The sequence below is a fragment of the Ruegeria meonggei genome, assembly GCF_042768335.1.
Classification (GTDB): Bacteria; Pseudomonadota; Alphaproteobacteria; order Rhodobacterales; family Rhodobacteraceae; genus Ruegeria; species Ruegeria meonggei.
The window spans coordinates 2,271,143-2,297,500 of sequence record NZ_JAXHBT010000001.1; the positions used below are offsets into that span (position 1 = coordinate 2,271,143).

21 protein-coding genes, 1 tRNA gene, 2 rRNA genes and 1 riboswitch (1 of these 25 running past the window's edge) are annotated in these 26,358 nt (G+C 57.7%); of the genes, 11 read left to right on the top strand and 13 right to left on the bottom strand.

Annotation, left to right across the window (positions count from 1 at the left end; translation table 11 throughout):
* Nucleotides 1-71: 71 nt before the first annotated feature.
* The 7 genes from SJY13_RS11070 to SJY13_RS11100 all read right to left on the bottom strand — a co-directional run bounded on the left by SJY13_RS11070 (nucleotide 72) and on the right by SJY13_RS11100 (nucleotide 7,590).
* Nucleotides 72-995, bottom strand: a complete 924-nt coding sequence (locus SJY13_RS11070) for an SMP-30/gluconolactonase/LRE family protein (RefSeq protein WP_143534927.1) — start codon at nucleotides 993-995, stop codon at nucleotides 72-74.
* Nucleotides 996-1,133: 138 nt separating this feature from the next.
* Complete coding sequence (locus SJY13_RS11075; protein ID WP_085823850.1) at nucleotides 1,134-2,141, bottom strand: FecCD family ABC transporter permease; 1,008 nt, start codon at nucleotides 2,139-2,141, stop codon at nucleotides 1,134-1,136.
* 1 nt (nucleotide 2,142) lies between these two features.
* Nucleotides 2,143-3,090, bottom strand: a complete 948-nt coding sequence (locus tag SJY13_RS11080) for an ABC transporter substrate-binding protein (RefSeq protein ID WP_377190932.1) — start codon at nucleotides 3,088-3,090, stop codon at nucleotides 2,143-2,145.
* An 18-nt stretch (nucleotides 3,091-3,108) separates the two neighbouring features.
* Nucleotides 3,109-3,918 (bottom strand): ABC transporter ATP-binding protein, encoded by an 810-nt coding sequence (locus SJY13_RS11085; RefSeq protein WP_377190934.1) that lies wholly within the window; start codon nucleotides 3,916-3,918, stop codon nucleotides 3,109-3,111.
* Entirely contained in the window at nucleotides 3,891-4,247 is a 357-nt protein-coding gene (locus SJY13_RS11090; RefSeq protein WP_377190936.1) for a DUF1636 family protein, read from the bottom strand. Before SJY13_RS11090 ends, SJY13_RS11085 begins: the two co-directional genes overlap by 28 nt.
* A 102-nt stretch (nucleotides 4,248-4,349) precedes the next feature.
* Nucleotides 4,350-4,556, bottom strand: a riboswitch (cobalamin riboswitch).
* Between the two features lie 308 nt (nucleotides 4,557-4,864).
* Nucleotides 4,865-6,310, bottom strand: a complete 1,446-nt coding sequence (locus tag SJY13_RS11095; protein WP_377190938.1) for an NAD-dependent succinate-semialdehyde dehydrogenase — start codon at nucleotides 6,308-6,310, stop codon at nucleotides 4,865-4,867.
* Nucleotides 6,307-7,590 (bottom strand): 4-aminobutyrate--2-oxoglutarate transaminase, encoded by a 1,284-nt coding sequence (locus SJY13_RS11100; protein ID WP_377190940.1) that lies wholly within the window; start codon nucleotides 7,588-7,590, stop codon nucleotides 6,307-6,309. Before SJY13_RS11100 ends, SJY13_RS11095 begins: the two co-directional genes overlap by 4 nt.
* Nucleotides 7,591-7,732: 142 nt before the next feature.
* Here SJY13_RS11100 and SJY13_RS11105 point away from each other — a divergent pair, with 142 nt between their 5' ends.
* Nucleotides 7,733-8,317 carry a cupin domain-containing protein gene (locus tag SJY13_RS11105; RefSeq protein WP_377190942.1) on the top strand — a complete coding sequence of 195 codons (585 nt, stop codon included), beginning with the start codon at nucleotides 7,733-7,735 and terminating at the stop codon, nucleotides 8,315-8,317.
* Nucleotides 8,318-8,329: 12 nt separating this feature from the next.
* On the opposite strand, the gene SJY13_RS11110 is transcribed toward SJY13_RS11105, so the two are convergent.
* Nucleotides 8,330-9,256 carry a LysR substrate-binding domain-containing protein gene (locus tag SJY13_RS11110; RefSeq protein WP_085823855.1) on the bottom strand — a complete coding sequence of 309 codons (927 nt, stop codon included), beginning with the start codon at nucleotides 9,254-9,256 and terminating at the stop codon, nucleotides 8,330-8,332.
* Between the two features lie 151 nt (nucleotides 9,257-9,407).
* On the opposite strand from SJY13_RS11110, the gene SJY13_RS11115 reads away from it, so the two are divergent.
* The 7 genes from SJY13_RS11115 (at nucleotide 9,408) to SJY13_RS11145 (ending at nucleotide 17,847) form a co-directional block, all read left to right on the top strand.
* Complete coding sequence (locus SJY13_RS11115; protein WP_377190944.1) at nucleotides 9,408-10,511, top strand: arginase family protein; 1,104 nt, start codon at nucleotides 9,408-9,410, stop codon at nucleotides 10,509-10,511.
* Nucleotides 10,508-12,265 (top strand): amidohydrolase, encoded by a 1,758-nt coding sequence (locus SJY13_RS11120; protein ID WP_377190946.1) that lies wholly within the window; start codon nucleotides 10,508-10,510, stop codon nucleotides 12,263-12,265. Before SJY13_RS11115 ends, SJY13_RS11120 begins: the two co-directional genes overlap by 4 nt.
* Before the next feature lies 1 nt (nucleotide 12,266).
* A complete protein-coding gene (locus SJY13_RS11125) occupies nucleotides 12,267-13,193 on the top strand; it encodes a CobW family GTP-binding protein (RefSeq protein WP_377190948.1) in 927 nt (308 codons plus the stop codon).
* A 59-nt stretch (nucleotides 13,194-13,252) separates the two neighbouring features.
* Complete coding sequence (gene dctP / locus SJY13_RS11130; protein WP_377190950.1) at nucleotides 13,253-14,269, top strand: TRAP transporter substrate-binding protein DctP; 1,017 nt, start codon at nucleotides 13,253-13,255, stop codon at nucleotides 14,267-14,269.
* Nucleotides 14,269-14,886 carry a TRAP transporter small permease subunit gene (locus SJY13_RS11135; protein WP_377190952.1) on the top strand — a complete coding sequence of 206 codons (618 nt, stop codon included), beginning with the start codon at nucleotides 14,269-14,271 and terminating at the stop codon, nucleotides 14,884-14,886. Before dctP ends, SJY13_RS11135 begins: the two co-directional genes overlap by 1 nt.
* The gene (locus SJY13_RS11140; RefSeq protein ID WP_377190954.1) at nucleotides 14,879-16,192 is read left to right on the top strand and encodes a TRAP transporter large permease; all 1,314 of its coding nucleotides are present in this window, start codon (nucleotides 14,879-14,881) and stop codon (nucleotides 16,190-16,192) included. The genes SJY13_RS11135 and SJY13_RS11140 overlap by 8 nt, the downstream gene beginning before the upstream one ends.
* Before the next feature lie 80 nt (nucleotides 16,193-16,272).
* Nucleotides 16,273-17,847 (top strand): amidohydrolase, encoded by a 1,575-nt coding sequence (locus SJY13_RS11145; protein ID WP_377190956.1) that lies wholly within the window; start codon nucleotides 16,273-16,275, stop codon nucleotides 17,845-17,847.
* A 323-nt stretch (nucleotides 17,848-18,170) separates the two neighbouring features.
* Here SJY13_RS11145 and SJY13_RS11150 read toward each other — a convergent pair whose 3' ends face one another.
* Nucleotides 18,171-19,139, bottom strand: coding sequence for an NAD(P)-dependent oxidoreductase (locus tag SJY13_RS11150; RefSeq protein ID WP_377190958.1), 969 nt, complete (start codon nucleotides 19,137-19,139; stop codon nucleotides 18,171-18,173).
* A gap of 188 nt (nucleotides 19,140-19,327) precedes the next feature.
* On the opposite strand from SJY13_RS11150, the gene SJY13_RS11155 reads away from it, so the two are divergent.
* A complete protein-coding gene (locus tag SJY13_RS11155) occupies nucleotides 19,328-20,221 on the top strand; it encodes a LysR substrate-binding domain-containing protein (RefSeq protein ID WP_377190960.1) in 894 nt (297 codons plus the stop codon).
* 195 nt (nucleotides 20,222-20,416) lie between these two features.
* Here SJY13_RS11155 and SJY13_RS11160 read toward each other — a convergent pair whose 3' ends face one another.
* The gene (locus SJY13_RS11160) at nucleotides 20,417-21,289 is read right to left on the bottom strand and encodes a LysR family transcriptional regulator (protein ID WP_377190962.1); all 873 of its coding nucleotides are present in this window, start codon (nucleotides 21,287-21,289) and stop codon (nucleotides 20,417-20,419) included.
* A gap of 115 nt (nucleotides 21,290-21,404) precedes the next feature.
* On the opposite strand from SJY13_RS11160, the gene SJY13_RS11165 reads away from it, so the two are divergent.
* Nucleotides 21,405-22,958, top strand: coding sequence for a trimethylamine methyltransferase family protein (locus SJY13_RS11165; protein WP_377193609.1), 1,554 nt, complete (start codon nucleotides 21,405-21,407; stop codon nucleotides 22,956-22,958).
* Nucleotides 22,959-22,970: 12 nt separating this feature from the next.
* Nucleotides 22,971-24,062, top strand: a complete 1,092-nt coding sequence (locus SJY13_RS11170; RefSeq protein WP_377190964.1) for an aminomethyltransferase family protein — start codon at nucleotides 22,971-22,973, stop codon at nucleotides 24,060-24,062.
* Between the two features lie 496 nt (nucleotides 24,063-24,558).
* On the opposite strand, the gene SJY13_RS11175 is transcribed toward SJY13_RS11170, so the two are convergent.
* The 3 genes from SJY13_RS11175 to SJY13_RS11185 all read right to left on the bottom strand — a co-directional run.
* Nucleotides 24,559-24,635, bottom strand: a tRNA-Met gene (locus tag SJY13_RS11175).
* A gap of 43 nt (nucleotides 24,636-24,678) precedes the next feature.
* Nucleotides 24,679-24,793, bottom strand: a 5S ribosomal RNA gene (gene rrf / locus SJY13_RS11180).
* Nucleotides 24,794-25,014: 221 nt separating this feature from the next.
* A 23S ribosomal RNA gene (locus SJY13_RS11185) occupies nucleotides 25,015-26,358 on the bottom strand; it runs 1,487 nt beyond the window's last position.

A 26,358-nucleotide genomic window follows, 5' to 3' on the forward strand; every position in this document is an offset into this window, starting at 1 on the left:
CATGGCAACGAAAATGTCACGCATAGCCCTGTATAATAAAGACATTGCTACGCGATCTGCCGAGCCACCCGTCAGGCTGAGAACTCCAGCTTGAGCCCCGGACGTGGCCATCGCCCCTTGTAGATTTTTCCGGTGCTCGACGCGGTGATCCAGATATCGCGCATATCGCTGCCACCAAAGCACATATTGGTGGTGAACATATCCGGAATTTCTACGTGTTCGGTGGTGCCATTCAGGCTGAACACCGTGATGCCACCCGTAAACAGCGTGCCGACGCAGACGCGCCCGTCTTCCTCGACCTTGAGGCTGTCCAGCCACTGATATCCGGGCAATGTCTGAACCACATTCCCCGGCATTCCGGGAATCGGCCCGGGTTTGACCTGGCCCGGCCCCGTAATCTCCATCGCCCAGAGCCGCCCATACACCGTGTCCGAGACGTAAACAGTTTTGCCGTCCGGGGACAGACCCACCCCGTTTGGCATCGGAATCGTGGCTGCCTTGATCAGGGTTTTGCCATCAATAGAGGCGTAATACAGCCCGCCGTAACGGGTCGATTCCTCGTCTTGCATACCGGTGTCGGTAAACCAGAACCCGCCAGACTTGTCGAACACCAGATCATCAGGCGCGATCAGCCGCTTGCCTTGGTAGTCCTCAAACAGGGTGGTTACGACGCCCGTCTTCAGATCGACACGATGCACGGACCCACCTTGGTAATCCGGCCGGATGGGGGCAGGCACGGTGATATGGTCAGGGCCAAAAGGCACAAAGCTATAGACGGCCCCGTTGTTGCAGACATACGCCGCCCCATCCGGGCCGATGGCAACACCGTTGGGTCCGCCTTCGATCTTCGCCACGGTGCTGACGGTCCCATCCGGCGACAGGCGCGCCAGAATCTGGTCTTTGATATCGACAAACAGCACCGAGCCGTCATCCATTGCGACCGGGCCTTCCGGAAACCCCAGCCCGCTGCACATCTCTTTCAGTTCTAATGACATTCTCTTGCTCCCTGCTCGCATTGGGGCATCCAATGCTCCACCCTATTGTGGGAAACTCTGGCGGCATCGCCTTTGTATTACAAGTCCTTGGCGCAGGCATCGCACTGTCTGCGAGTTACTGAGAATACCCTGCCCGGCTTAGTGCTTCACAGTTCGAAACAGCAGCAAGAATACAAACAGCGATCCTATTGAGGTGGTCACGATCCCCACGGGCAGCTCTTGTGGGGCCAGCAAAAGCCGGCTGAGGATATCTGAGCCCGTCAACAAGGCCGCGCCAACAATGGCTGCTGTCGGCAACAGTTGGGTATGCAACGGCCCGGCGATCCCGCGGGCGATATGCGGTACCATCAGGCCGACAAAACCAATCACGCCTGCCACAGACACAAACATCGCCGTCGCAAGGGCGGCCGCAAAGAACATGCTGAATCGCAACCCCTGCACCGGCACGCCCAGGGTCGAGGCCGTCAGGTCCCCAGTCAGCAGCGCATCGAGCCAGCGGCTGCGATACAGCGAATAGATCAGGATCAGCAGCAACCCGGCGCACACAAGGGGGAATGTCTCCCACCGGGCCAGGCCCAGACCGCCCAGCATCCAGAAAATGACCGAATGCGCCGCGCGATTGTCGCCTGCGAAGATCAGATAGTTGGTGATCGCAGAGAACAGGAAAGAAACCGCAAGACCGGCAAGGATCAGCTTTTCCGGCGCGCTGGTGCGCAATCCGTGAACCAGCGCCAGCACGATAGCCGATGCGACCAAGCCGCCGCAGAATGCAGCCAGTGGCAGTGTCCAAAATCCCAGAATGTCTCCGGTTACCGTGATGACAAACACGGCCCCCGCCGCCGCGCCCGAGGACAGACCAAACAGAAACGGATCAGCTAGATCGTTGCGGGTTGTGGTTTGCAGGACAACACCGACAATGCCTAGACCAGCCCCGATGATCGCGGCAAACAGCGCGCGCGGCAGGCGCAGATCGAACACGATCCGATGCAGGGGCGACATGTCCCCCTCGATCAGCCCTGTTCCCAGCAGGATGGCGGTGACTGTGTCGGATACAGGGATCGATGTGGTTCCGTAGACGATCGAAACCAGCAAAAGGGCGGCGATGACAGCCGCCCCCAGCAAGAATGTCAGGCCCAATCGGCCCATATCAGTTCAGGTCCGGGTGCATGGCATTCGCCATTTTCGCGATTGCCTTGATATTTGCAGGTCCGGGGGTCAGCTCTTCGTAGCGCAGACCGATCCAACGCTCGTTTTTCACGGCATCCGTTTGTGACATCACCGGATGCTCTTGCAAGAACTTAAAGGTATCCGCTGCCCCATTTCCGGTCTGGTAGTCCAGCAACACAAGGAATTCCGGGTTCGCCGCCGCGATGGCCTCCCAGGACGAACGGCCCCAGCTTGTGTCCATGTCATGGGTGACATTCTCACCACCAGCCGCGGCAATCATCGCGTCGGGAATGGCAAACTTGCCTGCCGTAAAAGGCGCGTCAGCCGGACCATCCAGCAAGAACACCCGTGGCTTGAACAGGTCGGCGGTCTGCGCCTGAATTGCGGACAGTTCTTGTTTCCAGCCGTCTACAAGCGCCTCTGCCTTGTCCTCGACATGCATGACTTTACCTAGGCGCAGGACATCGCCGAACAACAAATCCATGCTGGCCTCGGGGCGGGTTTTATCCAGGTGAACGCAGCTTTCCGTCAGGATCATCGTCTTAATGCCAAACGGTTCCAGCGTATCAGGGGTCACATCGCCACCCGGCTTCATGCCATAATACCAGCCAGCAAAGAACAGATCCGCTTCAACCGCCACAAGGTTTTCGACCGTCGGGTACTTCGGCGCAAGCTCGGGAATATCACCACGCAGAGTGTCGAATTCCGGGCTGGTCTTGTACCAGCCGGTGATGCCGGTAAGACCGACGATTTTGTCCTGCAGGCCCAAAGCAAAGGCCATGTCGGTCATGTTCATGTCATGCACGACCAGCCGCTCGGGCTGAGTTTCGAACACCAGCGGCTCGCCGCAATTGTCAACTGTGACCTCATGCGCGGCAGCACCGGTCGCCATGGCTGCGACCAGCGCCACGGACCAGATGTGTTTCATTTGGGAAATCTCCTTCAGTTAATGTGAAACAGGGGTTCTTCGGATATCAAGCGCCGGGACAACCCGCCCGTCGTGCTGAAAGCACAGGTAGTCGACGCCAAATGTGTCGCGGACCCGCTCGGGGGTCAGCACTTCGGACACGGGACCAAATCCGGTCAGCCGTGTGGATTTCATCAACGCCACATGGGTGGCGAATTCGGGGATCATCACCAGATCGTGGACGATCATTACAACAGTGATGCCCAGATCGGCGACCAAGGACAGCATTCGCCCCTTGGCGTCCGGGTCGAGGTGGTTGGTCGGCTCGTCCAGAAACAAAAGCGACGGGTTCTGCGCCAAAGCCCGGGCGATATGCGCGCGCTGCCGTTCGCCCCCCGAAAGCACCGCCATCCGTTTGTCGGCCAGGGCGCTAAGATTAGTAAGTTTTAGAATTCGACCCAAGTCCCGCGCGTGATCCTCGGCGGCGCGGTCAGCGCGGATGGGGATCTGTCCCAGCGCGACGTAATCGCGCAATCGAAGACGGCCATCCGGAAGCTCTTGTTGGCTGACAACGGCAATCATCCGGGCACGCTCTTTCGCGGTCATCTGGCGAAGGCTGCGGCCCTTGATCAAAACATCGCCCAGCGCCAGTTCATTCGCCCCACACAGAAGGTTCAATAGCGTTGTTTTTCCGGCCCCGTTCGGCCCGGCAATCGCCAATATCGCCCCGTCCTCCAACCCGAAGGATACCCCCTGCAGCAGGACATCACCGTTCAACGCATAATACTCCAAATTACGCGCTGTCAAAAACGCCGAACCCGTCATGACGGCACCTCTGAGCCCAGGCATGGCATTCGGGACAGAGTTTTCGTCATCAGCCCGCGCGGTCGGTCCGTGGCATTGGTCCATCCATCGGCGCTGTTGCTATATTGGAGCGCAAATGCGGCCAACGCATCCATGTCCTGCGTGGTCTGTATGTCGCCGAACAAGTACTGGGCTTTGCCAACAGCCTGGAAACCCACGGTTGTTGGCCGATCACAGCCGGCCATGCAGGCGACAGTCCGGATGGCGAACCCACCGGGCAGCTTGCCTGTCAGCGCACCGCGCAGATCGTCATTGGTCAACGCGCCTGTGCAGGTCGAACAGATCAGAAGGAAATGGTCAGATGTGTCTGGCATTGCCCGCCCCGATCAGGTTCAAGAGCAGACAGTCGGTGCCAGTCGTGCAAACACGCGTCAGACGTGCCATCAATGCCTCCTTCCAGGACGCCCCGCCCCGGGTTGGTTAAACAAATGATGGCAGGTCTCCTGACTTGCGGGTCGTCGCTTGGCCATCCTTCCCGGCACTGGGGCCAGTGGCTGTTTGGCGTCGCTTGCCGCTTACAGTTGCGGGGGCAGTCACGGATTTGGCGCCAATTGGCGAACCGCACCGTATTCCCTTTTCATCCCTTGGGCGCACCATCGGGAACCATCTGAAGATTGAGTGCCCGAGAAAGACGAATGCGTCAATACAGAAACGAAGTATGAGGAAATACCGTTCCTGATCGGCGCGGGTTGATGGCATGGAAAAACGCGACCGGCGGTAACAGATAGGCCCCTTCATCCCGATCCGTCTGGTCGCATCAATCCGAAGCGGCCAGGCCCATCTGACCTTCAACCTCTTGCAATTTCACGATCGCCTTTTCTGACCCTGGTCTCTTTATAGCCGACCCAAATCCTCCGCATTCCTGACAACAAAGGCGGGCTACTTCACCAAAGGGGCGTTCAGACTTTTTAAGCTGGGTCGGTCCGCATGATCACCTGATCCCCCCGATGCAGAGGTATTTCAGCTCGAGGTAATCATCCATTCCGAACTTTGATCCTTCGCGGCCAAGCCCGGATTGCTTGACGCCACCAAATGGTGCGACCTCGGTTGAAATCATGCCGGTATTGATTCCGACCATGCCGGTCTCGATTGCCTCGGCGACACGCCAGACCCGGGACAGGTCATTGGCATAGAAGTACCCCGCCAGACCGAACTCAGTGTCATTGGCCAGCGCGATCACCTCGTCTTCGGTCTCGAACCGGATCAGAGGGGCGATAGGGCCAAAGGTTTCTTCGCGCGAAACTTTGGCGCTGGCGGGCACATCGGCCAGCAAAGTAGGCTCAAAGAATGTACCTTCAAGCCTGTTTCCGCCGGTAATAACGCGCGCGCCCTTGCTCAGAGCGTCTGACAGATGCTCCTGCACTTTGGAAACAGCAGCCTCGTTGATCAGCGGGCCGCTGGTCACGCCTTTGTCCATGCCATTGCCCGACTTCAAACCCTTGATGGCGGCGGATAATTTGTCGGTAAAGGCGTCATAGACACCGTCCTGCACATAGATGCGGTTGGCGCATACGCAGGTCTGGCCATTGTTCCGAAATTTGGCGATCATGGCGCCTTCGACTGCCGCATCCAGATCAGCGTCGTCAAAGACGATGAAAGGAGCATTACCTCCAAGCTCCAGCGACATTTTTTTGATCGTGTCAGCCCCCTGTCGCATCAGAATCTGCCCTACGCGGGTGGAACCGGTAAAAGTGATCTTGGCGACTTTCGGGTTGGCACACATCTCTTGACCGATTTCGGCAGCGCGCGAATTGGGCACCACGTTGAAAACGCCAGCGGGCATGCCAGCACGCTCGGCCAACACTGCCATGGCGAGGGCAGACAGCGGCGTCAGCTCGGCCGGGCGCGCCACAAAGGAACAACCAGCCGCCAGCGCCGGTGCGACCTTGCGCGCAATCATCGCATTGGGAAAATTCCAGGGCGTGATTGCACCGACCACGCCGACAGGCTGTTTCAGCACAACGATACGCTTGTCAGGCTGATGGCCCGGAATGGTGTCGCCGTAGACGCGCTTGGCCTCTTCTGCAAACCATTCGATGAAGGACGCGCCATAGACAATCTCGCCCTTGGCTTCGGCCAGCGGCTTGCCCATTTCTGCGCAAAGGATCATACCCAGATCATCCTGTGCCGCCATCATCAGATCAAACCACCTGCGTAGGATGGCGGCGCGCTCTTTGCCGGTTTTCGCAGCCCAGGCCTTTTGCGCCGCATGGGCTGCATCAATGGCCCGTTTGACATCTTCCACCGCGCAATCGGCCACCTGTGCGATCACCTCACCGGTGGCCGGATTGGTGACATCAAATGTAGTGGCGGCCCCGCGCCAAGCGCCGTTGATAAAGGCGCGGGATTCCAGCAGGGACTTATCCTTCAGGTTCATGCCTTTGCCCCTTTCACTGCATTGATTGAGGCTTCGAGGATATCCAGGGCTTCGGCAAAGATTGCGTCCTGAACGGTGATCGGCGCCAGAAAGCGGACCACATTGCCATAGGTGCCACAAGTCAGCAGGATCAGGTTGCGCGTCAACGCTTCGGCCCGCACCGCATTTGCAAAATCCGCGTTGGGCGCAGAGCCATCAGCCGTGTTGAATTCGCAAGCAATCATAAAACCGGGGCCACGGATATCTGCGATTTCCGGCACATCGGCGCGGATCGCCTGCAAGCGCTGTTTGAGACGTGAACCCAACTCATTTGCCCGTGCGCAAAGGTCTTCCTCTTCGATCACATCCAGCACCGCGTGTGCCGCTGCAACGCCCAGTGGGTTTCCACCATAAGTGCCGCCAAGGCCGCCGGGATTAGCCGCATCCATGATCTCTGCCTTACCGGTCACCGCCGCCAGTGGCAGGCCGCCAGCCAGACCTTTGGCCATAGTGGTCAGATCCGCGGCAACGTCATACCGGGACATAGCAAACATGCTGCCCGTGCGGGCAAAACCGGTTTGAACTTCGTCCGCGATCATCACGATGCCATGCTGGTCACACAATGCGCGGATATTCTGCACCAGCTCTGCAGGCGCGGGGTAGAAGCCGCCCTCGCCCTGCACCGGTTCAAAGATGATCGCTGCAACGCGGGCGGGATCCAGATCGGATTTGAACAAGCCGTTGATCGCCGTCATAGCGTCCGTGGTGGACACATCATGCAAATCGACCGGGAAGGGCACATGATAGACATCGGGCATCATCGTTCCAAAGCCCGCCTTGTAGGGTTGGACCTTTCCGGTCAGGGCCATGCCCATGAAGGTGCGGCCGTGAAACCCGCCACCAAAGGCAATCACAGCCTGGCGACCGGTTGCCGCGCGTGCAACTTTGATCGCGTTTTCTACAGCTTCCGCGCCGGTTGTGACAAAAACGGTTTTCTTGTCGAAATCACCGGGCACAGCTTCGTTCAGGCGCTCTCCCAGGCGGATGTAATTCTCGTAGGGCACAACCTGATGGCAGGTATGGGTGAAACGCCCCAGTTGCTCGTGAACAGCCGCTATCACCTTGGGATGGCGGTGACCGGTATTGACCACGGCGATCCCGGCGGCAAAGTCGATATAGCGGTTGCCCTCGACATCCCATATCTCGGCATTTTCCGCACGATCAGCATAAATTTGCGTCATCATTCCGACACCACGGGCGATTGTGTTGTCGCGGCGAATTGCGATATCTGCGTTGTTCATTTTGTGCATCCTGTTGTCCAGCTCTGTCGGCCAATATGAATTCGGGCGGAATCTGTATGATTTTGGATGCTGCAAAAAGTCTGTTTGTGACGATCCATAACTTATTGAAAAATATAAGGCCGCTCGTAGAATGTTCACTATGATGAACACCATGAACACAGCTGACACGACGCCTTCTGACGAGATCGAATTGGGGCCGCGCCTGCGCTATCTGCGTGAAATGGCTGGATTATCCCAGCGCGCGCTTGCCAAAAGGGTCGGCGTGCAGAACTCCACAATATCATTGATCGAATCGGGTCGGATGAACCCGTCAGTCGGGGCGCTGAAGCGCGTGCTGGATGGTATTCCTATCGGATTGTCAGAGTTTTTTGCGTTTGAGCCCGACCTGGATCGTAAAGTGTTCTTTGCTGCCGAAGAATTGCAAGAGATCGGCAAGGGCAAGCTGTCGCTCAAGCAGGTCGGGGGCAATCTGTTGGGGCGTTCCCTGCAAATTCTGCATGAGACCTACGGCCTCAATGCCGATACCGGAGCACAGAAGTACGAACATGATGGCGAGGAAGGCGGAGTGGTGGTGTCCGGGCGGATCGAGATCAGCGTTGGCAACGAACGCAAAATCCTGGGGGCGGGTGATGCCTACCTGTTCGATAGCCGCAAGCCGCACCGGTTTCGTCAGGTCGGTCCTGTACCCTGCGTGATCGTCAGCGCCTGCACTCCGCCCACATTTTAAGGTCACGGGCCGTCAAAGCGGATCGGGCGCGGCATATTCATGGAACTTCCGGGTCAACCACTCAGCCGCTATGCGGGTGACACCCCGTTCCAGCCGGTCTTTCTCGGCGACCAGATAATACGCCTGCTGCGCGGGTACCTCGGTTTCGAACAGGCGGATCAACTTGCCGTCGTCCAGCGCCTGCTCCGCCAATAAGGAATCGCTGATGGCCACACCGCTGCCCGCCATGGTGGCCGATATCAGCTGGGTCATATCCGAAAAGGTTGTGCCTCGCTGCACTTCAATAGTGTTTTGGGTTGCGGCCGCCAGCCAAATCACCCAATCGCTGGTGGTGTTGTGATGCAGCAGAGGGGCATTTTTCAGGTCATCGGGGCTGCGTATCTGGCCCAGACGCTCGATCAGTTTCGGACTGCAGACCGGGAAGGTTCGCGGCGTTGACAGGTGCTGAACCGCTAGCCCGGGCCATGCGCCATCCCCATATTGGATAGCCAAATCCGCTTGTTTCGTAAGCACATCAACCTGTCCGCTGTCACTGGTGATCTCAAGTGTGATGTTGGGATACAGGGCCGAGAATTCACCAATCTCGCGGGCCAACCAGTAGGTTCCAAACCCCGAAGGGCAATTGATGCGCAGGTTCCCACGCGGCTCGGCATCCGGCGGATGCGCTGCAGCCTCAATCAATTCAAGCGCTTTGCGCACCTCATGCAGATATCGATTGCCCGCCGAGGTCAGTTCGGTCCGCCGCCCAGCCCGGTGGACCAGCTTGACGCCAAGCATCTCTTCCAGGTGACGCAGTTGATGCGAGACCGCACTGGGCGTGACATTCAGCGCGCCCGAAGCCGCCTGCATGTTGCCCAGTTTTGCAATCGCATCCAACATCCGCAATGCGGTCATAGACGGGTAGCGTTTCCATTGGCTATCAGCTGCTTTGCGGCCCATTGTGCTTTCCCGTGTTCGGCCCGGTTCCTACCCTTAAAACCAGTTAGTTGAATTTATTTTGCGGATATAGCCGAAAACCTTTCATTTGACGATTAAAAAACTCTAGCTCAGTTTGTGCGCCAACTTGCCAGAACTGTGAGCAGGAGCAAACATGCCGCGCCTTTCCCAAAACCGTTTGGACCGCTATGTCGCTTTGGCGAACCGCGATCTCTTTGACCTGAAGGATCCGGATTTCGGCCCCTTCCTGCGGCGCGCAGTGGCCGAAGGGGTTGAGATGATCTCGAACAACTTCAACACGCTGGGCATGTTCCGCGCGCCCCACAGCAAGGATCTGGATGCGCTGGATCTGGCCATGATCGGCTTGCCGCTGGATCTGGGTGTGCCCAACCCGCGCCCCGGCACACGCAAGGGGCCCGAGGCCGTTCGGTATTGGTCGCTCGACCGCAATATGGTCAACCATTTCACCCGCACATGCCCTTTTGACCTGTGTCGCATTGCCGATTGGGGGGATTTGGAGTTTTCGACCAATCCCTACAGTCTGGATGCCTGTCTGGATGACATCACCGCGCTGTACGACCAGTTGATGGCAAAGGATGTGACCCCTCTCAGCATTGGCGGCGAACACACCTGTACCTATGGCATTCTGCGGGCGCTCAGCAACAATGGCGAGGACCCGCTGGCGCTGGTGCATATCGACGCCCATGCGGACACGGCCACCAACTTTCAGGGCGTGCGCGTGTCGGATGCAACCCTGTTCCAGGTCGCTACGGTCGAAGGGTTTATCGACCCGGAGAAGACCATTCAGATCGGCCTGCGCGGGCGTGGAGTGCCTCGCGCCGAGTTTGGCGCACAAGCCGGCATGCGGGTGATGCTGGCCGAAGAGATGCAATCAAAGGGCGTGGAATACGCGCTGGAGGAAGCCCGCCGCGTGGTTGGCAGCGACCGGGTGTACCTGTCGATTGATACCGATGCGTTCGACTGTTCCATCATGCCCGGCACCACATTGCCCGAGCCGTTTGGCCTGACCGGCGAACAGATGCGCGATATCATTCGCGGTCTTTACGATGTGAACGTCGTGGGTGCCGATCTGGTTGAACTCAGCCCGGTTTACGACCCGACGGGCATGTCCGCCTGCCTGGCTGCGGGCACCGCCTTCGAGATGCTTTGCCTGTTGGCCGAAGCGCGGGCGCGTCGGCAGGGCGAACGTCGCCAGACCCGCTGGTCCAACAGCGAGTCCGACGGGCAGGCCAAGTGACGCGGTCCGCCCAATATATCTCAACCAACAGTCCCCGGCGTGATCTGGGGGCGGATCTGGTATTCACCAACGGCCGGATTTACACCGTTGACGTCGATCAGCCCTGGGCCGAGGCGGTCGCGGTCAAGGACGGCCGGTTCCTGGCGGTTGGCTCTAAGGAAGACGTCCAGCCGCTGATCGGGCCAGAGACCTATGTCAGGGATCTGGGCGGCGCTTTTGCCATGCCCGGCCTCTACGACATGCACACCCATCCCGATCTGGCGCTGGGGCCGCGATACTCGGACTATCTGGATGTCGGGTGGGAAACGCCGGAGCCTGAGCAGGTCAAACAAGCGATCCTTTCCTATGCGGATGCGCATCCAGCGGATGTCGCAAATGGCGGCTGGATCTTTGGCAAGCATTTTGTCCACTACACGTTCCGTAAGGCCGGGATTGAGCCATGCCGCGACTGGCTGGACAGCTTTATCCCCGGCCGTCCGGTTGCGATCATGGATCGGATGTGGGGCAGTTGCATGGCCAACTCCAGGGCGCTGGAACTGGCCGGTGTCACCGCCGAGACGCATGATCCCAACAATGGCTATATCGTCCGCGATCCACTGACCCGAGAGCCCAACGGCATTCTGGTCGATGGTGCCTATGCCATGATCATGGCCGCGATGCCGCCCCCGCCGCAGCATGCGCTGCTGCGCGCCTATCGCGAAGGGGCGCGGTTCCAATCCGCCCGTGGCGTGGTGGCGACCAAATACCTACATGTCTGCGAAAATCGCCTCGATGCGCTGCGGGCAATTGACATCAGCGGCGAGCTGCCCCTGCGGGTTGAAGCCGCGATCAGCTGGCAAGATGACATCTTTCCGGTTGCACGCCGTTGGGAGTTGCTGTCGGGCGAGCGTCACTATTACCGGTCTAAAAGGCTGAACGCCAATGCGGTCAAGTTCCACTTTGACGGCACCGCCGAGCCCAAAACCTCGTATTTCCTGTCTCCCTGGCCAAATGAGAAAGAGTGGCGCGGCTCTCTCAACCTGACGCCCGAGCATATCTGTGATATGGTGGCCGAGTTGGACCGCAAGCGCATCCGCGTGGTGGCCCATTGCACTGGCGACGGCGCGTCGGACATCTTTCTGGATGCAGTCGAAGAATGCCGCCGCCGCAACGGGCCGGGCATGCGTCACCAATGTGCCCACAGCACCATTCTGCACGACGCCAACCTGCAGCGGTTCAAAGAGCTAGACGTGATCGCCGAATTCTCACCGGTGGGGTGGTATCCGTCGAACTTTACCATCGGGGCCCGTTCGGCCTATGGCGACAAGCTGCACAAGGCTTACAACGTGCGCGGCGTGCTGGATCATAGCGGCGTGGCGGTCATGGGCACAGATTGGCCCGTCAGCAGCATCGACCCCTGGATCGGGTTCGAGGCGTTGGTAACCCGCCAGAATCCCTGGGGCGAGATGGACGGCCAGTTGGGCGATCCGGTTACCATCGTTGAAGCGATCGAGATGCTCACCATCAACGGGGCCTATTCCATGGGGATCGAGGATCAATCCGGTTCGATCACTGCAGGAAAAACGGCAGATTTGATCGTGCTGGATCAGAACCTGCTGGAAATTGATCCCAAAGGCCAGCTTCACAAAACCCAAGTGCAAATGACCATGCTGGATGGCGCGGTGGTGCATGATCCCAACGGCTGGGCCAAAGACAGTCTACAGGCGTGCCGGGTCACCTCGGACGTTCCGGATTTCTACCCGGTGGTGATCTGAGATGGACAACCGGACTCCAGTCACCATCATTTCGGGCTTTCTGGGGGCCGGCAAAACCACTCTGATCAACCAGCTGCTGCAGTCTGATCGGGCGCGCAACATTACCGTCTTGGTGAATGACTTTGGCGCGGTGAATATCGACACCGATCTGATCATCAAGCGTGAACGCGAGGTGATGGAGCTGTCGAATGGCTGTGTCTGCTGTTCGATCCAAAGCGATATGGTCGCCCAGTTGCACGCCATGTTCACCTCGGACAATCCGCCGGAATACCTGTTGATCGAAACCAGCGGCGTTGCGCAACCGCGCCGCATTGCATCGGTTTTCGGCTATCCACAGCTTAGCCGTTTTGCGCGGTTGGACAGCGTGGTCACATTGATCGACGTGGCCAATATCGACGGCCTGTCGGACGAGGCGCATCATCTGGTGCGCAGCCAGATCGAGGCCGCCGACCTGATCATCGCCACCAAGGCAGATCTGGTCGACAAAAAGACCCGGAGTGCAATTTACGACCGCTGGCTGTTTGCCGACCTGCCGGTGCTTGAAGCGATCCATGGCGCGGTTCCGGTTTCGGTCCTGCTGGATCAGCGCCGTGGCCGCTTGGAGCAGATCAGCGCGCCCGAGGCTGCGCTGCCCAATCAGTTTGCATCGGCGCATTGGTCCAGCGACAAACCCGTGTCCTACAAAAGGCTGCAAGCCAGTCTGAAACGCATGTCAGGCGCGCTGTACCGGGCCAAGGGCATTGTCTACTGCGACGAATTCCCGACAGAGCGTATCGTCTTTAACAAGGTCGGCGCCCGGATTGATTTCGCAAAATCAGGCACTTGGGACGGAGTGCCCCGAACAGACATCGTTGGCATCGGATATGCCAACGCCATCACCGCCGAACAGATCAGACACGAATTGGAGGTCGCCCAAGGCCCCGGTTGAACTGGCGGCCTGCGCCCTACGCACAAACGACAAGACGAAGTTTCGATAAGGAGGATATCATGAACTTCACGCTTATCTCACGCAGAACAGTCTTTGGAACAATGGCAGGCGCGGTTGTGGTCGCATCCCTGGGGGCGGCGGCATCGGCCGACACGGTGCGCCTGCGCTTCCATACCTATTTCGGCACAGAAATCGACGATATCGCGAAGGATTTCCGCGATGCCGTGAAAGACCGCACCGATGGCGAAGTGCGCATTCAGTACTTCCGCGGCGGCGAACTGGTGCCGTCGGACCAGCTGGTGGATGCGGTGGCCAAAGGCACCATCGATATGGCCCATGGCGTCGGCAGCTACTGGTCCGGCCAGGTGGACATCGGCAATATCGAAACTGGGCTTCCGGGCGCCTGGACCACAATCGAGGAGGCCAAGGAAGTTCTGGGCACGCCCGAGGCACAGGCGCTGCTGACAGAAGCTTATGCCGAAGCTGGCACTGTGTTTCTGGGTAAATCCTATGGCTCGGACTATGATCTGCTGACCAAAGAGCCGATCACCAGCCTGGACGACCTGAAGAACTTCAAGATCCGCGCGACATCGAATGTGGCCAAAGTTCTGCAGCAATTCGACATCCCGACCGTGTCCCTGCCCGGGCAGGAACTATATGTTGGCCTGTCGACTGGCGTTATTGATGGCGTCATCTATGGCAGCGCCGTGGATTACCATCACCTGAAGCTGAACGAGAGCGCGAAGCATTACACCCGCCTCAACATGCTGACCCCGGGTTGGACTGAAACATATCTGGCCAACCCTGATACCTGGGCCAAGCTTAGCGATGAGCAGCGGACCATTGTGGAAGAAGAGCTTGCCAACTTTGCTGCCAATGTCGAAGCGTGGCTGAACGACGGCAACAAGTCTTTCCCCGATGACATCTTTGAGTTCAGCACCCTGCCAGCCGAAGACACCAAGGCGTTGACCGAAGCGGCGCAAAGCGTCTGGGCAGAAGAGGCCGGGCGTTCCGAGCGAAATCAGAAGCTGATCGACCTGATCGTGGCAAACGCCAAGGCTCAGGGACGGCTTTAATGCAGATTGTGACAAGATATCTTGTCATTCAGGATGGCCTGTCCGAGTTTCTCGGTCAGGTCATTTCATGGCTGACGTTGGCGATGATCGGCGTGCTGATGTTCGAAATTGTTGCCAGGTATTTCTTCAACAGCCCGACGATTTGGGCGCATGAAACCGGCACCATGCTGTATGGTGGCTTCTGCATTCTGGCCGGCGTTTATACGCTGCGCCATCAGGGCCATGTGCGCAGCGAAGTGATTTGGGGCGCATTGCCACCGCGTGTCAGGGCAGGCCTCGATGTCGTGACGTTCTCGCTTGCTTTGGTGGTGCTTGCAATATTCCTGAAATTGGCCATAGCCTTTGCTGCTGACAGCTGGGCGGCGCGCGAATTCTCAAACAAAAGCATCTGGCAGCCGCCACTCTACCCGATCAAGACAGTTATTCCCGTCGCCGTTGGCCTGCTGCTGTTGCAGGTATTGGCGGAACTGGTGCGGGCAGTCCTGACCGCGCTTGGCATCGAATACGACGATCCCCGGCGCGCAGAAGATGAGCCCGCGGACCCGGTGCTCGCCGCCGAAGCGCTGCCGGATCAGCCGGCTGAATCCACAAAGCCAACCGGTAAAGACAATGCTTGATCTCGACCCGCTTGTAATTACCCTGATCATGTTCTCCTCGATGCTGGTGCTGATGGCGATCGGATCGCCGTTGGCCTTTGCATTGCTGACCTGCGGCGCGGTCATGGCCTATATGGTTTATGGCGAGGGCGGGCTTGACCTGCTGATTACCTCCACCTTCAGTTCGATGGACAATTTCCTGCTGGTGGCTTTGCCGATGTTCATCTTCATGGGGCTTGTTCTACAGCGATCCGGCATCACCGACGACCTGTTTGCGATGATGCATAAGCTTATGGGGCAATGGCCGGGCGGATTGGGGATCGGCACAGTAGTCATCTGCGCGCTGATCGCGGCGATGGCGGGCGTTTCCGGCGCCGCCACTGTGTCGCTGGGCATCATCGCGCTGCCATCAATGCTGAAACACGGGTATGACAAGCGGCTGGTAACCGGGACGATCATGGCAGGCGGCGCGCTTGGCTTTCTGATCCCGCCATCGGTTCTGATGATCATCTATGCCTTTCTGTCGCGCGATTCCGTGGGCAAGCTGTTTGCCGCCGGACTGGTGCCGGGGCTGATGCTGGCAACGATCTATATTGCCTATATCCTGATCCGCTGCCGAATTAACCCGAGAATGGGCCCGCCCGCGACCGAGACCTATTCGGCGATGGAAAAACTTGCATCCTTACGGTTCCTCATCGCACCCGGCCTTTTGATCACCACGGTGCTGGGGTGCATCATCGGCGGAGTGACCTCTCCGTCCGAGGCTTCAGCCATCGGCGCATTCGGCGCATTGGTAATTGCGGCGCTCCAACGCCGTCTCAGCATGGACATGTTGAAATACGTCATGCTGTCCACCACTAAGATCATGGGCATGCTGATGTGGATCGCCCTGGCGGCAGTCTTCTTTTCCAAGATCTATGTGGGGCTAGGTGCAGGTCAGATCGTGACCGAACTGGTCGAGGATAACGACCTGGCGCCGATCTGGGTGATCATCACGATGCTGGCCACCTATTTCATCCTCGGCATGTTCCTCGATGACTTTGCGATCCTGTTCATCACCATCCCGCTGTTTGTCCCGATCGTAAAGGATTTGGGGTATGACACCACATGGTTTGCAGTGCTGTTCGTGCTGTCGATGCAATCGGCCTATCTGACACCACCCTTCGGCTATAACCTGTTTTACATGCGCTCGGTCGCACCGAAAGACATCACAATCGGTGACATCTATTGGTCGGCCATTCCATTTGTGATCCTGCAGATTTTTGGCCTGGCGCTTGTTGTGGCCTTCCCGCAAATCGCCATGTGGCTGCCCGGGTTGCTGTTCTAAGCGGCCCTGATCACCTGAAACAACCTCTCCGGCGGTGGCTTCGCCGGAGCGTTCATATCCTACCTATTCCCGGTGATGTCATGCTGTTCTCCGCCGCCCAACACACTTCGCAATCCTATGTGGATCAGCGCATGCCCGAGTTGTCGGGCTGGTGCGCCACGATATTTGACTACGGTGAAACGGCTTGGCGCGAGTACCGCTCGGCGGCCTGGTATGTTGAGCGGCTGCGGGCAGAAGGCTTCACGGTAGAAGAAGGATCCGGCGGCATGCCCACCGCCTTTTGCGCTGAATGGCATAATGGTGCGGGACCGGTAGTGGGAATGTACGCCGAATATGACGGCATTCCAGATAATTGCCAGGCAGCGGTTCCATATCAAGCACCGCGCGAGGGCCTGAACATCCATGCAGGCGGCCACACGGACCCGCATTCAGGGCTGGGCATTGGTGCACTTGGCGGGCTTCTGGCAACCAAAGCCGCGATGGAGAAACACGGGATCAAGGGCGGCTTGCGCTTTACCGGTGAACCGGCCGAAAAGGTGCGCGGCTCCAAGCCCATTCACGCGGCCAAAGGATACTATGACGGGCTGGCGGGCATGTTGTCATTCCACCCTTTCTACATGCTGCCAATGTGCAATACGGTGCGCCGGGATACCCATTGCGGGGCCGCTTATTCGGTCATCTACCGGTTTATCTGTGATCAGCCGGAACATTGGGGTGCGCGCGATGGTGCTCCCATTCCACAGGCGCATAGCGCGGTACGGGCGCCCGGGGCCAATGATGCGTTGAACCTGATGTATACCAGCTCAAAATCCTTGCGCGACTCGATGCTGCCTCACTCTGGTGGCTGGTCTATCTCCGAGGCGATCCTGACCGCGGGACAAGCCACTGCCGACAACTTGCCAGCTGCCTTGGCTGACATCAATTACATGATGCGCGTCCCCACGATTGAGATGGCTGAACAGGTGGTCAAGGTTCTGGACCGCAACGCCCGCGCCGCTGCGGACATGACGGGCTGCCGCTATGAACGGCATTGGGTCGCCAAATCGCGCCCCGGTCTTGCCAACCACGCCATGGCGGATCTGGTCTGGGATGTTATGCAGCAGGTCGGCGCGCCAGCCTGGTCCGAAGAAGGATTGGAACTGGGGCGCGAGGTTCAGCGCAATCTGGGGTTTGCCCCCACCCCAAACCCGTTCATTGATGCGCTGACCCGATTGCAGGATCCACTCGAAGCCGAAGCTATCCTGCGCCAGTCGCTGCCGCCGGAACAACAGAATTCAACCTCAGATGACTATACCGATATGTGCTGGCACACGCCGACTGCCCGGTTTTACGTCGCGCGCCCTGCCCTGCGCGCACCGGCTGGCGCGGGAATGCCTGCCTGGGCGATGAATGCACTTGGCGGAATGCCCGAGACAATCAACCCGATGGTACGGACCGCTGCCAAAATATGTGCAGCCTCGGCGTTGCGCCTGTTAGAAGATGAAGACGCCCGAACAGCTGCCATGGCCGAATTTGTCAAACGCACAGGGGGAGGTATCGCAGGGGCGAACTGGATTCCTCCGCTTTGTGATTACGAGCCGCCGCTCGACTTTCGCTGGCCCGAATATGTTACAACCCCGCGCGGATATGACTGGTGGATCCCAACCAAGAGGTAAGTCCACTGGTGTTTGGCGCGCCCATTCCCCCTCTCTTGGCCCAAGCAGGATCACCGGCGCGCCTTTTGGATTCTTTCAACTGACGCTCAAGTAGGTCCCGTCGCGCTTGCCCGCTGGTTTGCGGGAACTCGTTCGCCGCCTGGACTGCCGTGCAGTGTCGACATCGGATCTGTCGCCTCGGTCGTTGGGGTGAGAAAGGGAAATATACGAACTGACGATGGCTTGACCCATTCGCCCCCAATCTAGATTTTTGAGAAGTTGTCCATGAACCTTCTACGTGCCAGCCATTTCCTTCAGTTTGCCACGACCGGGCGTTTGCCTGGTTATTCAGCGGCAGATGTCGGGGCCAAACTTTGCGGGATCACCTCATATCCGGGCTCTTCTGGTTCATCATCGGTCATTTCGGGCGGGAAACCCGGGGCCAAGATCGACAGCCCTGTCGCGTCCTCCAGACGGCGGATAATATTGGGCGACAATTCCCGGTCGCCATAGCGTGCGATGCCATCCTCGAAAATCTGGCAGATCAAAGGAGAGATTTCCAACGGCACGCCATTGCGTTCAGCAATGCTCTGGAACAGCCCTACATCCTTTTTCACAAGGTCCATGGTGAACGAGATATCGCGCGACCCGTTCAGGATGACCTGGCTTTCGGTGACATGAGAGAAGCTGTTGCCCGATGAGATCTTGATCGCTTCGTATGCCGTGTTCAGGTCCATTCCGGCCGCCTTTGCGGTTACCAGTGCCTCGGCATTGGCGGCAAGATGGACGGTCGCCAGATAGTTGGTCAACACTTTGAGCATCGAGGCGCTGCCCAGTTCTCCGGTATGCAGGATGCGCCGACCCATGGTTGTCAAAAGCGGCAGGATGCGGTCAAACGTGGCCCGGTCGCAGCCGGCAAAGATTGAGATGTTTCCGGTATCGGCCCGATGACATCCACCGGATACCGGGCAATCCACAGCAGCCCCACCTGCCGCGATCATAAGACCACCAAGGCGCTCGGCTTCGGCCTGATCCGTGGTCGACATTTCCAGCCAGATCTTGCCCTCTTTCACCTCTGGCAACATCTCTTTCATGACCGCATCCGATGCCGCAGGCGATGGCAGACAGGTGATCACCGCGTCGCAATCGCGCATCAGCGCCGCAGCATTTTCCGCGACCTTTGCGCCTTTACCCACCGCCACGTCCATCAGATCACTGTTCAAATCAAGCACGGTCAGATCAATCCCGTTCCGCAGCAAGCTGCCAGAGAGCTTGCCGCCGACATTGCCAAGACCAATAAATCCAACCTTCATCATTTCATCCTTCCGTAAGTGTGTAGGGTTAACCTGAGCTTTTCTGCTGAGCCGAAAACCGGCAATTGATTTCCGAAAGTGAACCCTCACCAATACCGTAGACAAGCGTCAGCCATTTTATCACCCGCTTGATCCAAATTCGAAAATGATAAATAAATGAATTTACCACAAAAAATATTTGGTGATAAATGCCCGCAAAGCCGATAAACCTGACCTGGTTGCGCAGCTTTGAGGCCGCAGCACGGCATATGAACTTTACCGATGCCAGTGTCGAGCTTGGCCTGACGCAAACTGCCGTCAGCCTGCATATCAGATCGCTTGAGCAGCAGATCAACAACAACCTGTTTCACAGGCGTGCACGGCACCTGACTTTGACAGAGTTGGGGCAAGCCTATGCCACAACGGTGCGGCAGGCTTTTGCGGATATTGACTTGGTTTCGGCAAGCCTGTTCGGACCGATTGCCGCCAGAACGATTACCATAAAGGCTCCGATCTCGACGGCGGCGCTTTGGCTATCACCCCGATTGCCCGAGTTCAGACAAGAACATCCCGGGATTGATCTGCGGGTGGTTACGAATATCTGGACCGAGGCGACAAATCTGGAAGGGGTTGATGTTGAGCTACGCCTAGGCCGAGGGGACTGGACCGATGCGCAGTCGGAAAAACTGTCCGACGAAACGATCATTCCGATCTGCGCCGCAAACAGCAAAAATAAGGTCAGGCAAGCCAAAGACTTTCTGCACGGCCCGCTGATCCACATTCTGGGACACGAGGGCAATTGGGAAAGGTATTTCGGTGCAAACGGCTGTTCCATGCTGCCGGTGGTGCCGCAGTACTTCATGGATACCACGATTTCAGCATTGCAATTGGTAGCGAGCGGAGGCGGTTACGCGACGGTCCTGAGTCGTCTGGTCGAAAAACAAGGCGGCCTCACCTCTGGCATAACTCCGGTGGGCAGGCCCATTCCCTTTCCGGACGCGCATTATCTGATGCGTCGCCCATCCAAACGCGTAACACGTCCCGAGGTTGATCTGTTTGAAGCCTGGCTGCGGGATCAATTCGCTTCGGGAAATGTCTCTTAGGTCGCATAGGCAAAAAGGAACCTTCGCTTCGTCCCTAGTCTTTAGATTTTACGCGGCTGCCTTCACCTGGTCGAGCTGTCTCATGTCAAATGGCTAAGCACCTATTCTCGCGACAGCCATCGCTGGAACCGACTGATCAACTTTCGTTCTTCTGGTTAGGATGTTCTTGGGCTTCAAAGTGAAAGGCACGACAGGTCAGGCCTGACTCAGCAGCCAGTCAGAAAAGACCCGGGCGGGTTCAGTCACGGCAGCATAGCTTGGTTGAACGATAAAGTAGCCGTAGTCAGAAAGCTCTGCCGGAGACAGCCGGAATAACTTCCCTGCCTCCAGTTCGTCTTGGACAAGATCATCCATCAGAGCAATGCCCTGACCATCAACCACAGCTTGCACCCGAACGTTGGGGTCCGGAACAATCAATACGTCGTGCCGCGTCTGCTGGGGAAGCCCGGTGGTCTCCAGCCAGTCCGACCACGCGTTGCTGTCATCGCGGTCCCGCAGCAACGTCAACTGCGAGATGGCACGTTCCATACCCAGCTCATCGACAAGGCGGGCAGTATCGGAATTGCCGACAGGGTAGGCAGGCGATGGCAAGAAAGGTGTCACAACACCATTGTTCCGGCCGCCATTGCCCCACCTGACCGCAAGATCGATGTCCTGCACTTCATGGTCTGAAAACTCGATCATCGGCTGTATGCGTAACTGCACGTCCTGATGCGCCTGCATGAAGGTCATCAGACGCGGCGAGAGCCATCGCGCAGCAAAATAGGTTGAGACCCCCACCGTCAAACTCCGGGCGAGTTTCCCTCTGAGGGCGGAAAGCTGTGTTTCAATTCCATCGAAGTGGCCCTGACAAGCATCCTTCAGCTTGACCCCCTCACCAGTCAACGCCACGCCGCGCGTTGTGCGTCGGAACAGAACCATACCCAATTCGGCTTCCAGCGTCTTGATCTGATAGCTGACGGCCCCTTTTGTCATGTTCAGAGATGCCGCGGCCTCCGAAAAGCTCGGGTGGCGGGCGATCTCTAGAAACAATCTGAGAAGGTCGTGATGTCGGAAGCGTGATTTCATGGGCATGAGTATAAATTTTTTGAACGCAGTGAAAAGAAAAACTCGATTTTCCAACGCCTCTGCGCCGTGTTTATTTGCCTAACGGTAATCAAACGGAGAGAGAGCGTTGGGTCATTTGAACACTCCGGATACTCCTGGCACTTCTGTACGTGGTCGCCCCAGGGCGCGGCGCAGACGTATGAAGCGCCATAGCTCTTCCACTTTGCATCCGACATTCCAGGGACGCCGGATTCCGGCATACAATCTTCTAAGCAATCAGGACCTGATCAGAATCGAAGATCAGGCGGATTGGATTCTGGACACCATTGGCGTCGAATTCAGAGGAGACAGGACCGCTCTGGACTTGTTTGAACAAGTGGGCGCCCGGATCGATGGAGAACGAGTTCGTTTTGAGCCCGGGCAAGCCCGCGCACTGTGCTCTACCGCTCCTGAAGAATTTGATCTGCATGGGCGCGATCCGATGCACACCGTGAGGCTTGGTGGCGACAATGTCGTGCTGATGCCCGGATATGGGTCACCTTTCGTAAGCGACCTGGCGTGCGGCCGGCGCTATGCCACTCTCGAAGACTTCCGCAATTTCGTGAAGCTCGCCTTCCGCACACCCGCCTTGCACCATTCTGGTGGCACTGTGGTGGAGCCGACAGATGTGCCGGTCAACAAGCGCCACCTTGATATGATGCTGGCGCATCTTACCCTGTCCACCAAACCCTTCATGGGGGCGGTCACCGCACCCGAGCGCGCACGCGACAGCATCGAAATGGCCGGGCTGGTTTTTGGGCACAACGTCATGGAACGCCACGCGGTCATGCAGGGCAATATCAACGTTAATTCGCCGTTGGTCTACGATCATACCATGTCAGACGCGCTTCGGATCTATGCCGGGGCAAACCAATGCGTCTGCGTCTCTCCGGCGATCTTTGCGGGTGCCATGGGGCCGCTTTCACTTACGGCGGTCGCAGCGCAAACTCTGGCCGAAGCAATGGTAGGCATTGCGCTGACGCAACTGGTTCGACCAGGCTGCCCGGTTGTCTTTGGTTCGTTCCATTCCACGATGAACCTGCGCTCCGGTGCGCTGACCTTTGGCTCGCCCGAAGCGAACCTGGCCACAATGGCGTTGACGCAACTGGGGCGCAGGCTTGGTGTGCCCGTTCGGTCGGGTGGCGGGCAGATGACCGCGTCCAATGCGCCCGACGGACAGGCCATGCAGGATAGTACCGGCGCGATGTGGGCCACGCTTTTGTCAGGCGCACATCAGGTCTGGCATGCCGCGGGGTGGCTCGAAGGTGGGCTGGTCATGTCCTATGAGAAATTCATCATGGACGTCGATCACTGCGGTGCAATGTTGAAATTACTGCAAGGTTTCGACACTGACGAGGAAACCTATGGCCGCGATGCCTATCTCGAGGCTGGGCCGGGCGAGAACTTCCTTTCTACCAGCCACACACTGCGCCATTACAAAACGGCCAATTTCGAACCGCAGATTTCCGATGCTGGACCTTATGAAGCCTGGGTCGAGAACGGTTCACTCACCGCTGATCAACGGGCAACCGCGCGCTGGCAGCAATTGCTGGATGACTACCAACAACCTGAAATGAACCCCGACATTCGTGCCGCGCTTGAGGATTTCGTTGCTGAGCGCAAGGCGGCGATGCCGGACGAATGGTACTAAAAGGGACATGACATGACCAAGGAACTCAGCCGCACATCGGCCCTCGCATCGCGACACACCGCGCTTGGATCAGGGTTGGAGGACTGGAACGGAATGGGCACTGCCTGGACCTACAATACTGACCCGAATGACGAGCACGACGCCGTGCGCGACAGGGCCGGCATGTTTGACATGTCGCCGCTCAAGAAAGTGTTTGTGCGTGGCGTTGAGGCTCAGGCGGTGCTGGATCACTTGACGACGCGCGATCTGTCAAAAGTACCGCCGGGCAAGGCGGCCTATCTTTGTGTGCTGACCGAAGCGGGCGGTATTGCGGACGATGCCATTGTGTCAAACAATGGCGGCGACGAATGGATGATCGTGCATGGATCTGGTGATACGATGGCGCTTCTGGAAGCCTCAGCAATAGGGCGCGGCGTTCAAATCGAATTCACCGATGACTTGCATGATGTGTCGGTTCAGGGGCCAGCTGCGCTGGATATCCTAAATGCTCATACAGATATCGACGTGGCTGCACTGGCCTATTTCGAACACGCGCCTGCGACGCTCTTTGGTCACGCCTGTCGTATCTCGCGAACCGGTTACTCCGGCGAGCGCGGGTATGAAGTTTTCGCCAACGGGGCTGTAATCACCGATATCTGGGACAAATTGGTAAACACAGGCGTCACACCATGCTCCTTTACGGCGCTGGACAAGGTTCGCATCGAGGCGGGTCTTCTGTTTTATGGCTATGACATGACCGAGGAAAATACACCTTGGGAAGCCGGCCTGGGCTTTACGGTCAGCAGGTCAAAAGGCGACTTTCGCGGTAAAGCCGCCCTGTTGGCGGCGCGCGGACAAGAGCAGGTCAACAACGTCTGCCTGGACATCGACCACCCCGACATGGTTGCTGGTGGTGAAACACTTTCACTCAGCGGCAAAGATGTGGGCGTGATCAATAGCCCTTGCTATTCACACCGGATGGGGAAGTCCCTCGCCCTTGCCCATGTCCACCCCGATCTACCGCTCGGAACATCGCTAGAGGTCGCAGGAGACGGTTTCGATACAACTTCCAAAATCGTGTCCAGCCCCATCTATGACCCCAAGAAAACCCGAACACATAGTTAGGCGGAGACGCAAAATCAGATTTACAGTGAATTCGGCTGCTATAACCGGCCGTGCATTCAATTTGACCTGAGATCCCAGTTTCCCCCGTCTCGCGGAGGGTCCTTATTGTTTGCTTGTTGGCCTTACGCGGCCAGTTCGTCCATCGTCGTTTTCTCAGCAAGTTTACTAGGCATCATCCGCGTCGGCTGACAGTGCGATCGACGACTATGTTTTGGAATTTCTTTTGGGTCGAGGTTCGGGCTAAGCGAGGCTGGGATTTGCAGCGTTTACGTTTCTGTAGGTTGCTCAGCCTAGCACAGGTGCAGCACCGGGCGGGATGGCCTTAAACGCGGACAGCGCCCCTTGGGGCGTTAGTGGGGTGTGATGATGTGTTTTATTTTGGTTTGCGGGAGTAGGATTTGAACCTCTGACCTTCAGGTTATGAGCCTGACGAGGTTTGATCGTGAAGCAAACAGTCCAGTGGACTGTTTGTAGATCGAACGGGCTGTTTGGATTTTGGTTGCGGGGAGAGGATTTGAACCTCTGACCTTCAGGTTATGAGCCTGACGAGCTACCGGACTGCTCCACCCCGCGCCAGGTGTTTATTGATCGTTTTGAGAGAGGGGGATTTTTCTAGGTTTGGCGGTGACCTACTCTCCCGGGGCTTAAGCCCAAGTACCATTGGCGCGGCAGCACTTAACTTCCGGGTTCGGGATGGGACCGGGTGTTTTGCTTGCGCTATGACCACCAAACCGAGGAAAATCCCCGTCGCGGCTTTGCTTTGCAAAGCGCGACGAGTGGCAGGCGGCGTATTTGCGTGCAAATGCGCGTTGCCACTCGGTTGTTATGTCAATCAACAGTGCCGCTTGGCGCGACACAGCCATCCATGTTTAATGAGGTGTATGTTTTTGGCTTATTTGTTCGCCTACCGCTTCGCTACTTGAGGCGGTGGGTTGTCTTTCCATTACTGGATCAAATCAAGCCTATCGGGCGATTAGTACCGGTCAACTGAACGCATTACTGCGCTTACATCTCCGGCCTATTGACGTGGTGGTCTTCCACGGCCCTCAGGGAGACCTTGTTTTGAGGGGGGCTTCCCGCTTAGATGCCTTCAGCGGTTATCCTGTCCGATCATAGCTACCCTGCACTGCTGCTGGCGCAACAACAGGTCCACCAGTGGATCGTTCACCCCGGTCCTCTCGTACTAGGGGCAACTCCTCTCAAGTCTCCTACACCCACGGCAGATAGGGACCGAACTGTCTCACGACGTTCTAAACCCAGCTCACGTACCTCTTTAAACGGCGAACAGCCGTACCCTTGGGACCTGCTCCAGCCCCAGGATGAGATGAGCCGACATCGAGGTGCCAAACACTGCCGTCGATATGGACTCTTGGGCAGTATCAGCCTGTTATCCCCGGCGTACCTTTTATCCGTTGAGCGATGGCCCTTCCACTCGGGACCACCGGATCACTATGGCCGTCTTTCAACTCTGCTCGACTTGTCAGTCTCGCAGTCAGGCTGGCTTCTGCCATTGCACTCAACGAGCGATTTCCGACCGCTCTGAGCCAACCTTCGCGCGCCTCCGTTACGCTTTAGGAGGCGACCGCCCCAGTCAAACTACCCGCCACGCAGGGTCCCGGATCCGGATAACGGACCGCGGTTAGACATCAAGAGTGCGAAGGGTGGTATCTCAAGGGAGGCTCCACCGCGACTTGCGTCACGGCTTCAAAGCCCACCACCTATCCTGCACATCACAATCCTGATGCCAGTGCGAAGCTGTAGTAAAGGTGCACGGGGTCTTTCCGTCTAACCGCGGGAAGCCTGCATCTTGACAGGCAATTCAATTTCGCTGAGTCGATGTTGGAGACAGCGGGGAAGTCGTTACGCCATTCGTGCAGGTCGGAACTTACCCGACAAGGAATTTCGCTACCTTAGGACCGTTATAGTTACGGCCGCCGTTTACCTGGGCTTCAATTCAAGGCTCTCACCTCTCCTTTTAACCTTCAGGCACCGGGCAGGCGTCAGACCCTATACGTCGTCTTGCGACTTCGCAGAGCCCTGTGTTTTTAATAAACAGTCGCCACCCCCTGGTTTGTGCCCCCAGCCCCTAGTTGCCTAGGAACCGGGCCTCCTTCTCGCGAACTTACGGAGGTATTTTGCCGAGTTCCTTCAACATCGTTCTCTCAAGCGCCTTGGTATTCTCTACCAGTCCACCTGTGTCGGTTTAGGGTACGGTCTTATAGGAGGGCTATTTCCAGGAACCTCTCAGCAGCCCATTCAATCCGATAAGGATGAACTACCTCTGAGATCCGTCACC

Excerpts from the sequence above, each read along its gene's own strand:
- SJY13_RS11070 (WP_143534927.1), bottom strand. The coding sequence starts at position 995 with ATGTCATTAGAACTGAAAGAGATGTGCAGCGGGCTGGGGTTTCCGGAA.
- SJY13_RS11075 (WP_085823850.1), bottom strand. The coding sequence starts at position 2,141 with ATGGGCCGATTGGGCCTGACATTCTTGCTGGGGGCGGCTGTCATCGCC.
- SJY13_RS11080 (WP_377190932.1), bottom strand. The coding sequence starts at position 3,090 with ATGAAACACATCTGGTCCGTGGCGCTGGTCGCAGCCATGGCGACCGGT.
- SJY13_RS11085 (WP_377190934.1), bottom strand. The coding sequence starts at position 3,918 with ATGCCTGGGCTCAGAGGTGCCGTCATGACGGGTTCGGCGTTTTTGACA.
- SJY13_RS11090 (WP_377190936.1), bottom strand. The coding sequence starts at position 4,247 with ATGCCAGACACATCTGACCATTTCCTTCTGATCTGTTCGACCTGCACA.
- SJY13_RS11095 (WP_377190938.1), bottom strand. The coding sequence starts at position 6,310 with ATGAACCTGAAGGATAAGTCCCTGCTGGAATCCCGCGCCTTTATCAAC.
- SJY13_RS11100 (WP_377190940.1), bottom strand. The coding sequence starts at position 7,590 with ATGAACAACGCAGATATCGCAATTCGCCGCGACAACACAATCGCCCGT.
- SJY13_RS11105 (WP_377190942.1), top strand. The coding sequence starts at position 7,733 with ATGAACACCATGAACACAGCTGACACGACGCCTTCTGACGAGATCGAA.
- SJY13_RS11110 (WP_085823855.1), bottom strand. The coding sequence starts at position 9,256 with ATGGGCCGCAAAGCAGCTGATAGCCAATGGAAACGCTACCCGTCTATG.
- SJY13_RS11115 (WP_377190944.1), top strand. The coding sequence starts at position 9,408 with ATGCCGCGCCTTTCCCAAAACCGTTTGGACCGCTATGTCGCTTTGGCG.
- SJY13_RS11125 (WP_377190948.1), top strand. The coding sequence starts at position 12,267 with ATGGACAACCGGACTCCAGTCACCATCATTTCGGGCTTTCTGGGGGCC.
- dctP (WP_377190950.1), top strand. The coding sequence starts at position 13,253 with ATGAACTTCACGCTTATCTCACGCAGAACAGTCTTTGGAACAATGGCA.
- SJY13_RS11135 (WP_377190952.1), top strand. The coding sequence starts at position 14,269 with ATGCAGATTGTGACAAGATATCTTGTCATTCAGGATGGCCTGTCCGAG.
- SJY13_RS11140 (WP_377190954.1), top strand. The coding sequence starts at position 14,879 with ATGCTTGATCTCGACCCGCTTGTAATTACCCTGATCATGTTCTCCTCG.
- SJY13_RS11145 (WP_377190956.1), top strand. The coding sequence starts at position 16,273 with ATGCTGTTCTCCGCCGCCCAACACACTTCGCAATCCTATGTGGATCAG.
- SJY13_RS11150 (WP_377190958.1), bottom strand. The coding sequence starts at position 19,139 with ATGAAGGTTGGATTTATTGGTCTTGGCAATGTCGGCGGCAAGCTCTCT.
- SJY13_RS11155 (WP_377190960.1), top strand. The coding sequence starts at position 19,328 with ATGCCCGCAAAGCCGATAAACCTGACCTGGTTGCGCAGCTTTGAGGCC.
- SJY13_RS11160 (WP_377190962.1), bottom strand. The coding sequence starts at position 21,289 with ATGAAATCACGCTTCCGACATCACGACCTTCTCAGATTGTTTCTAGAG.
- SJY13_RS11170 (WP_377190964.1), top strand. The coding sequence starts at position 22,971 with ATGACCAAGGAACTCAGCCGCACATCGGCCCTCGCATCGCGACACACC.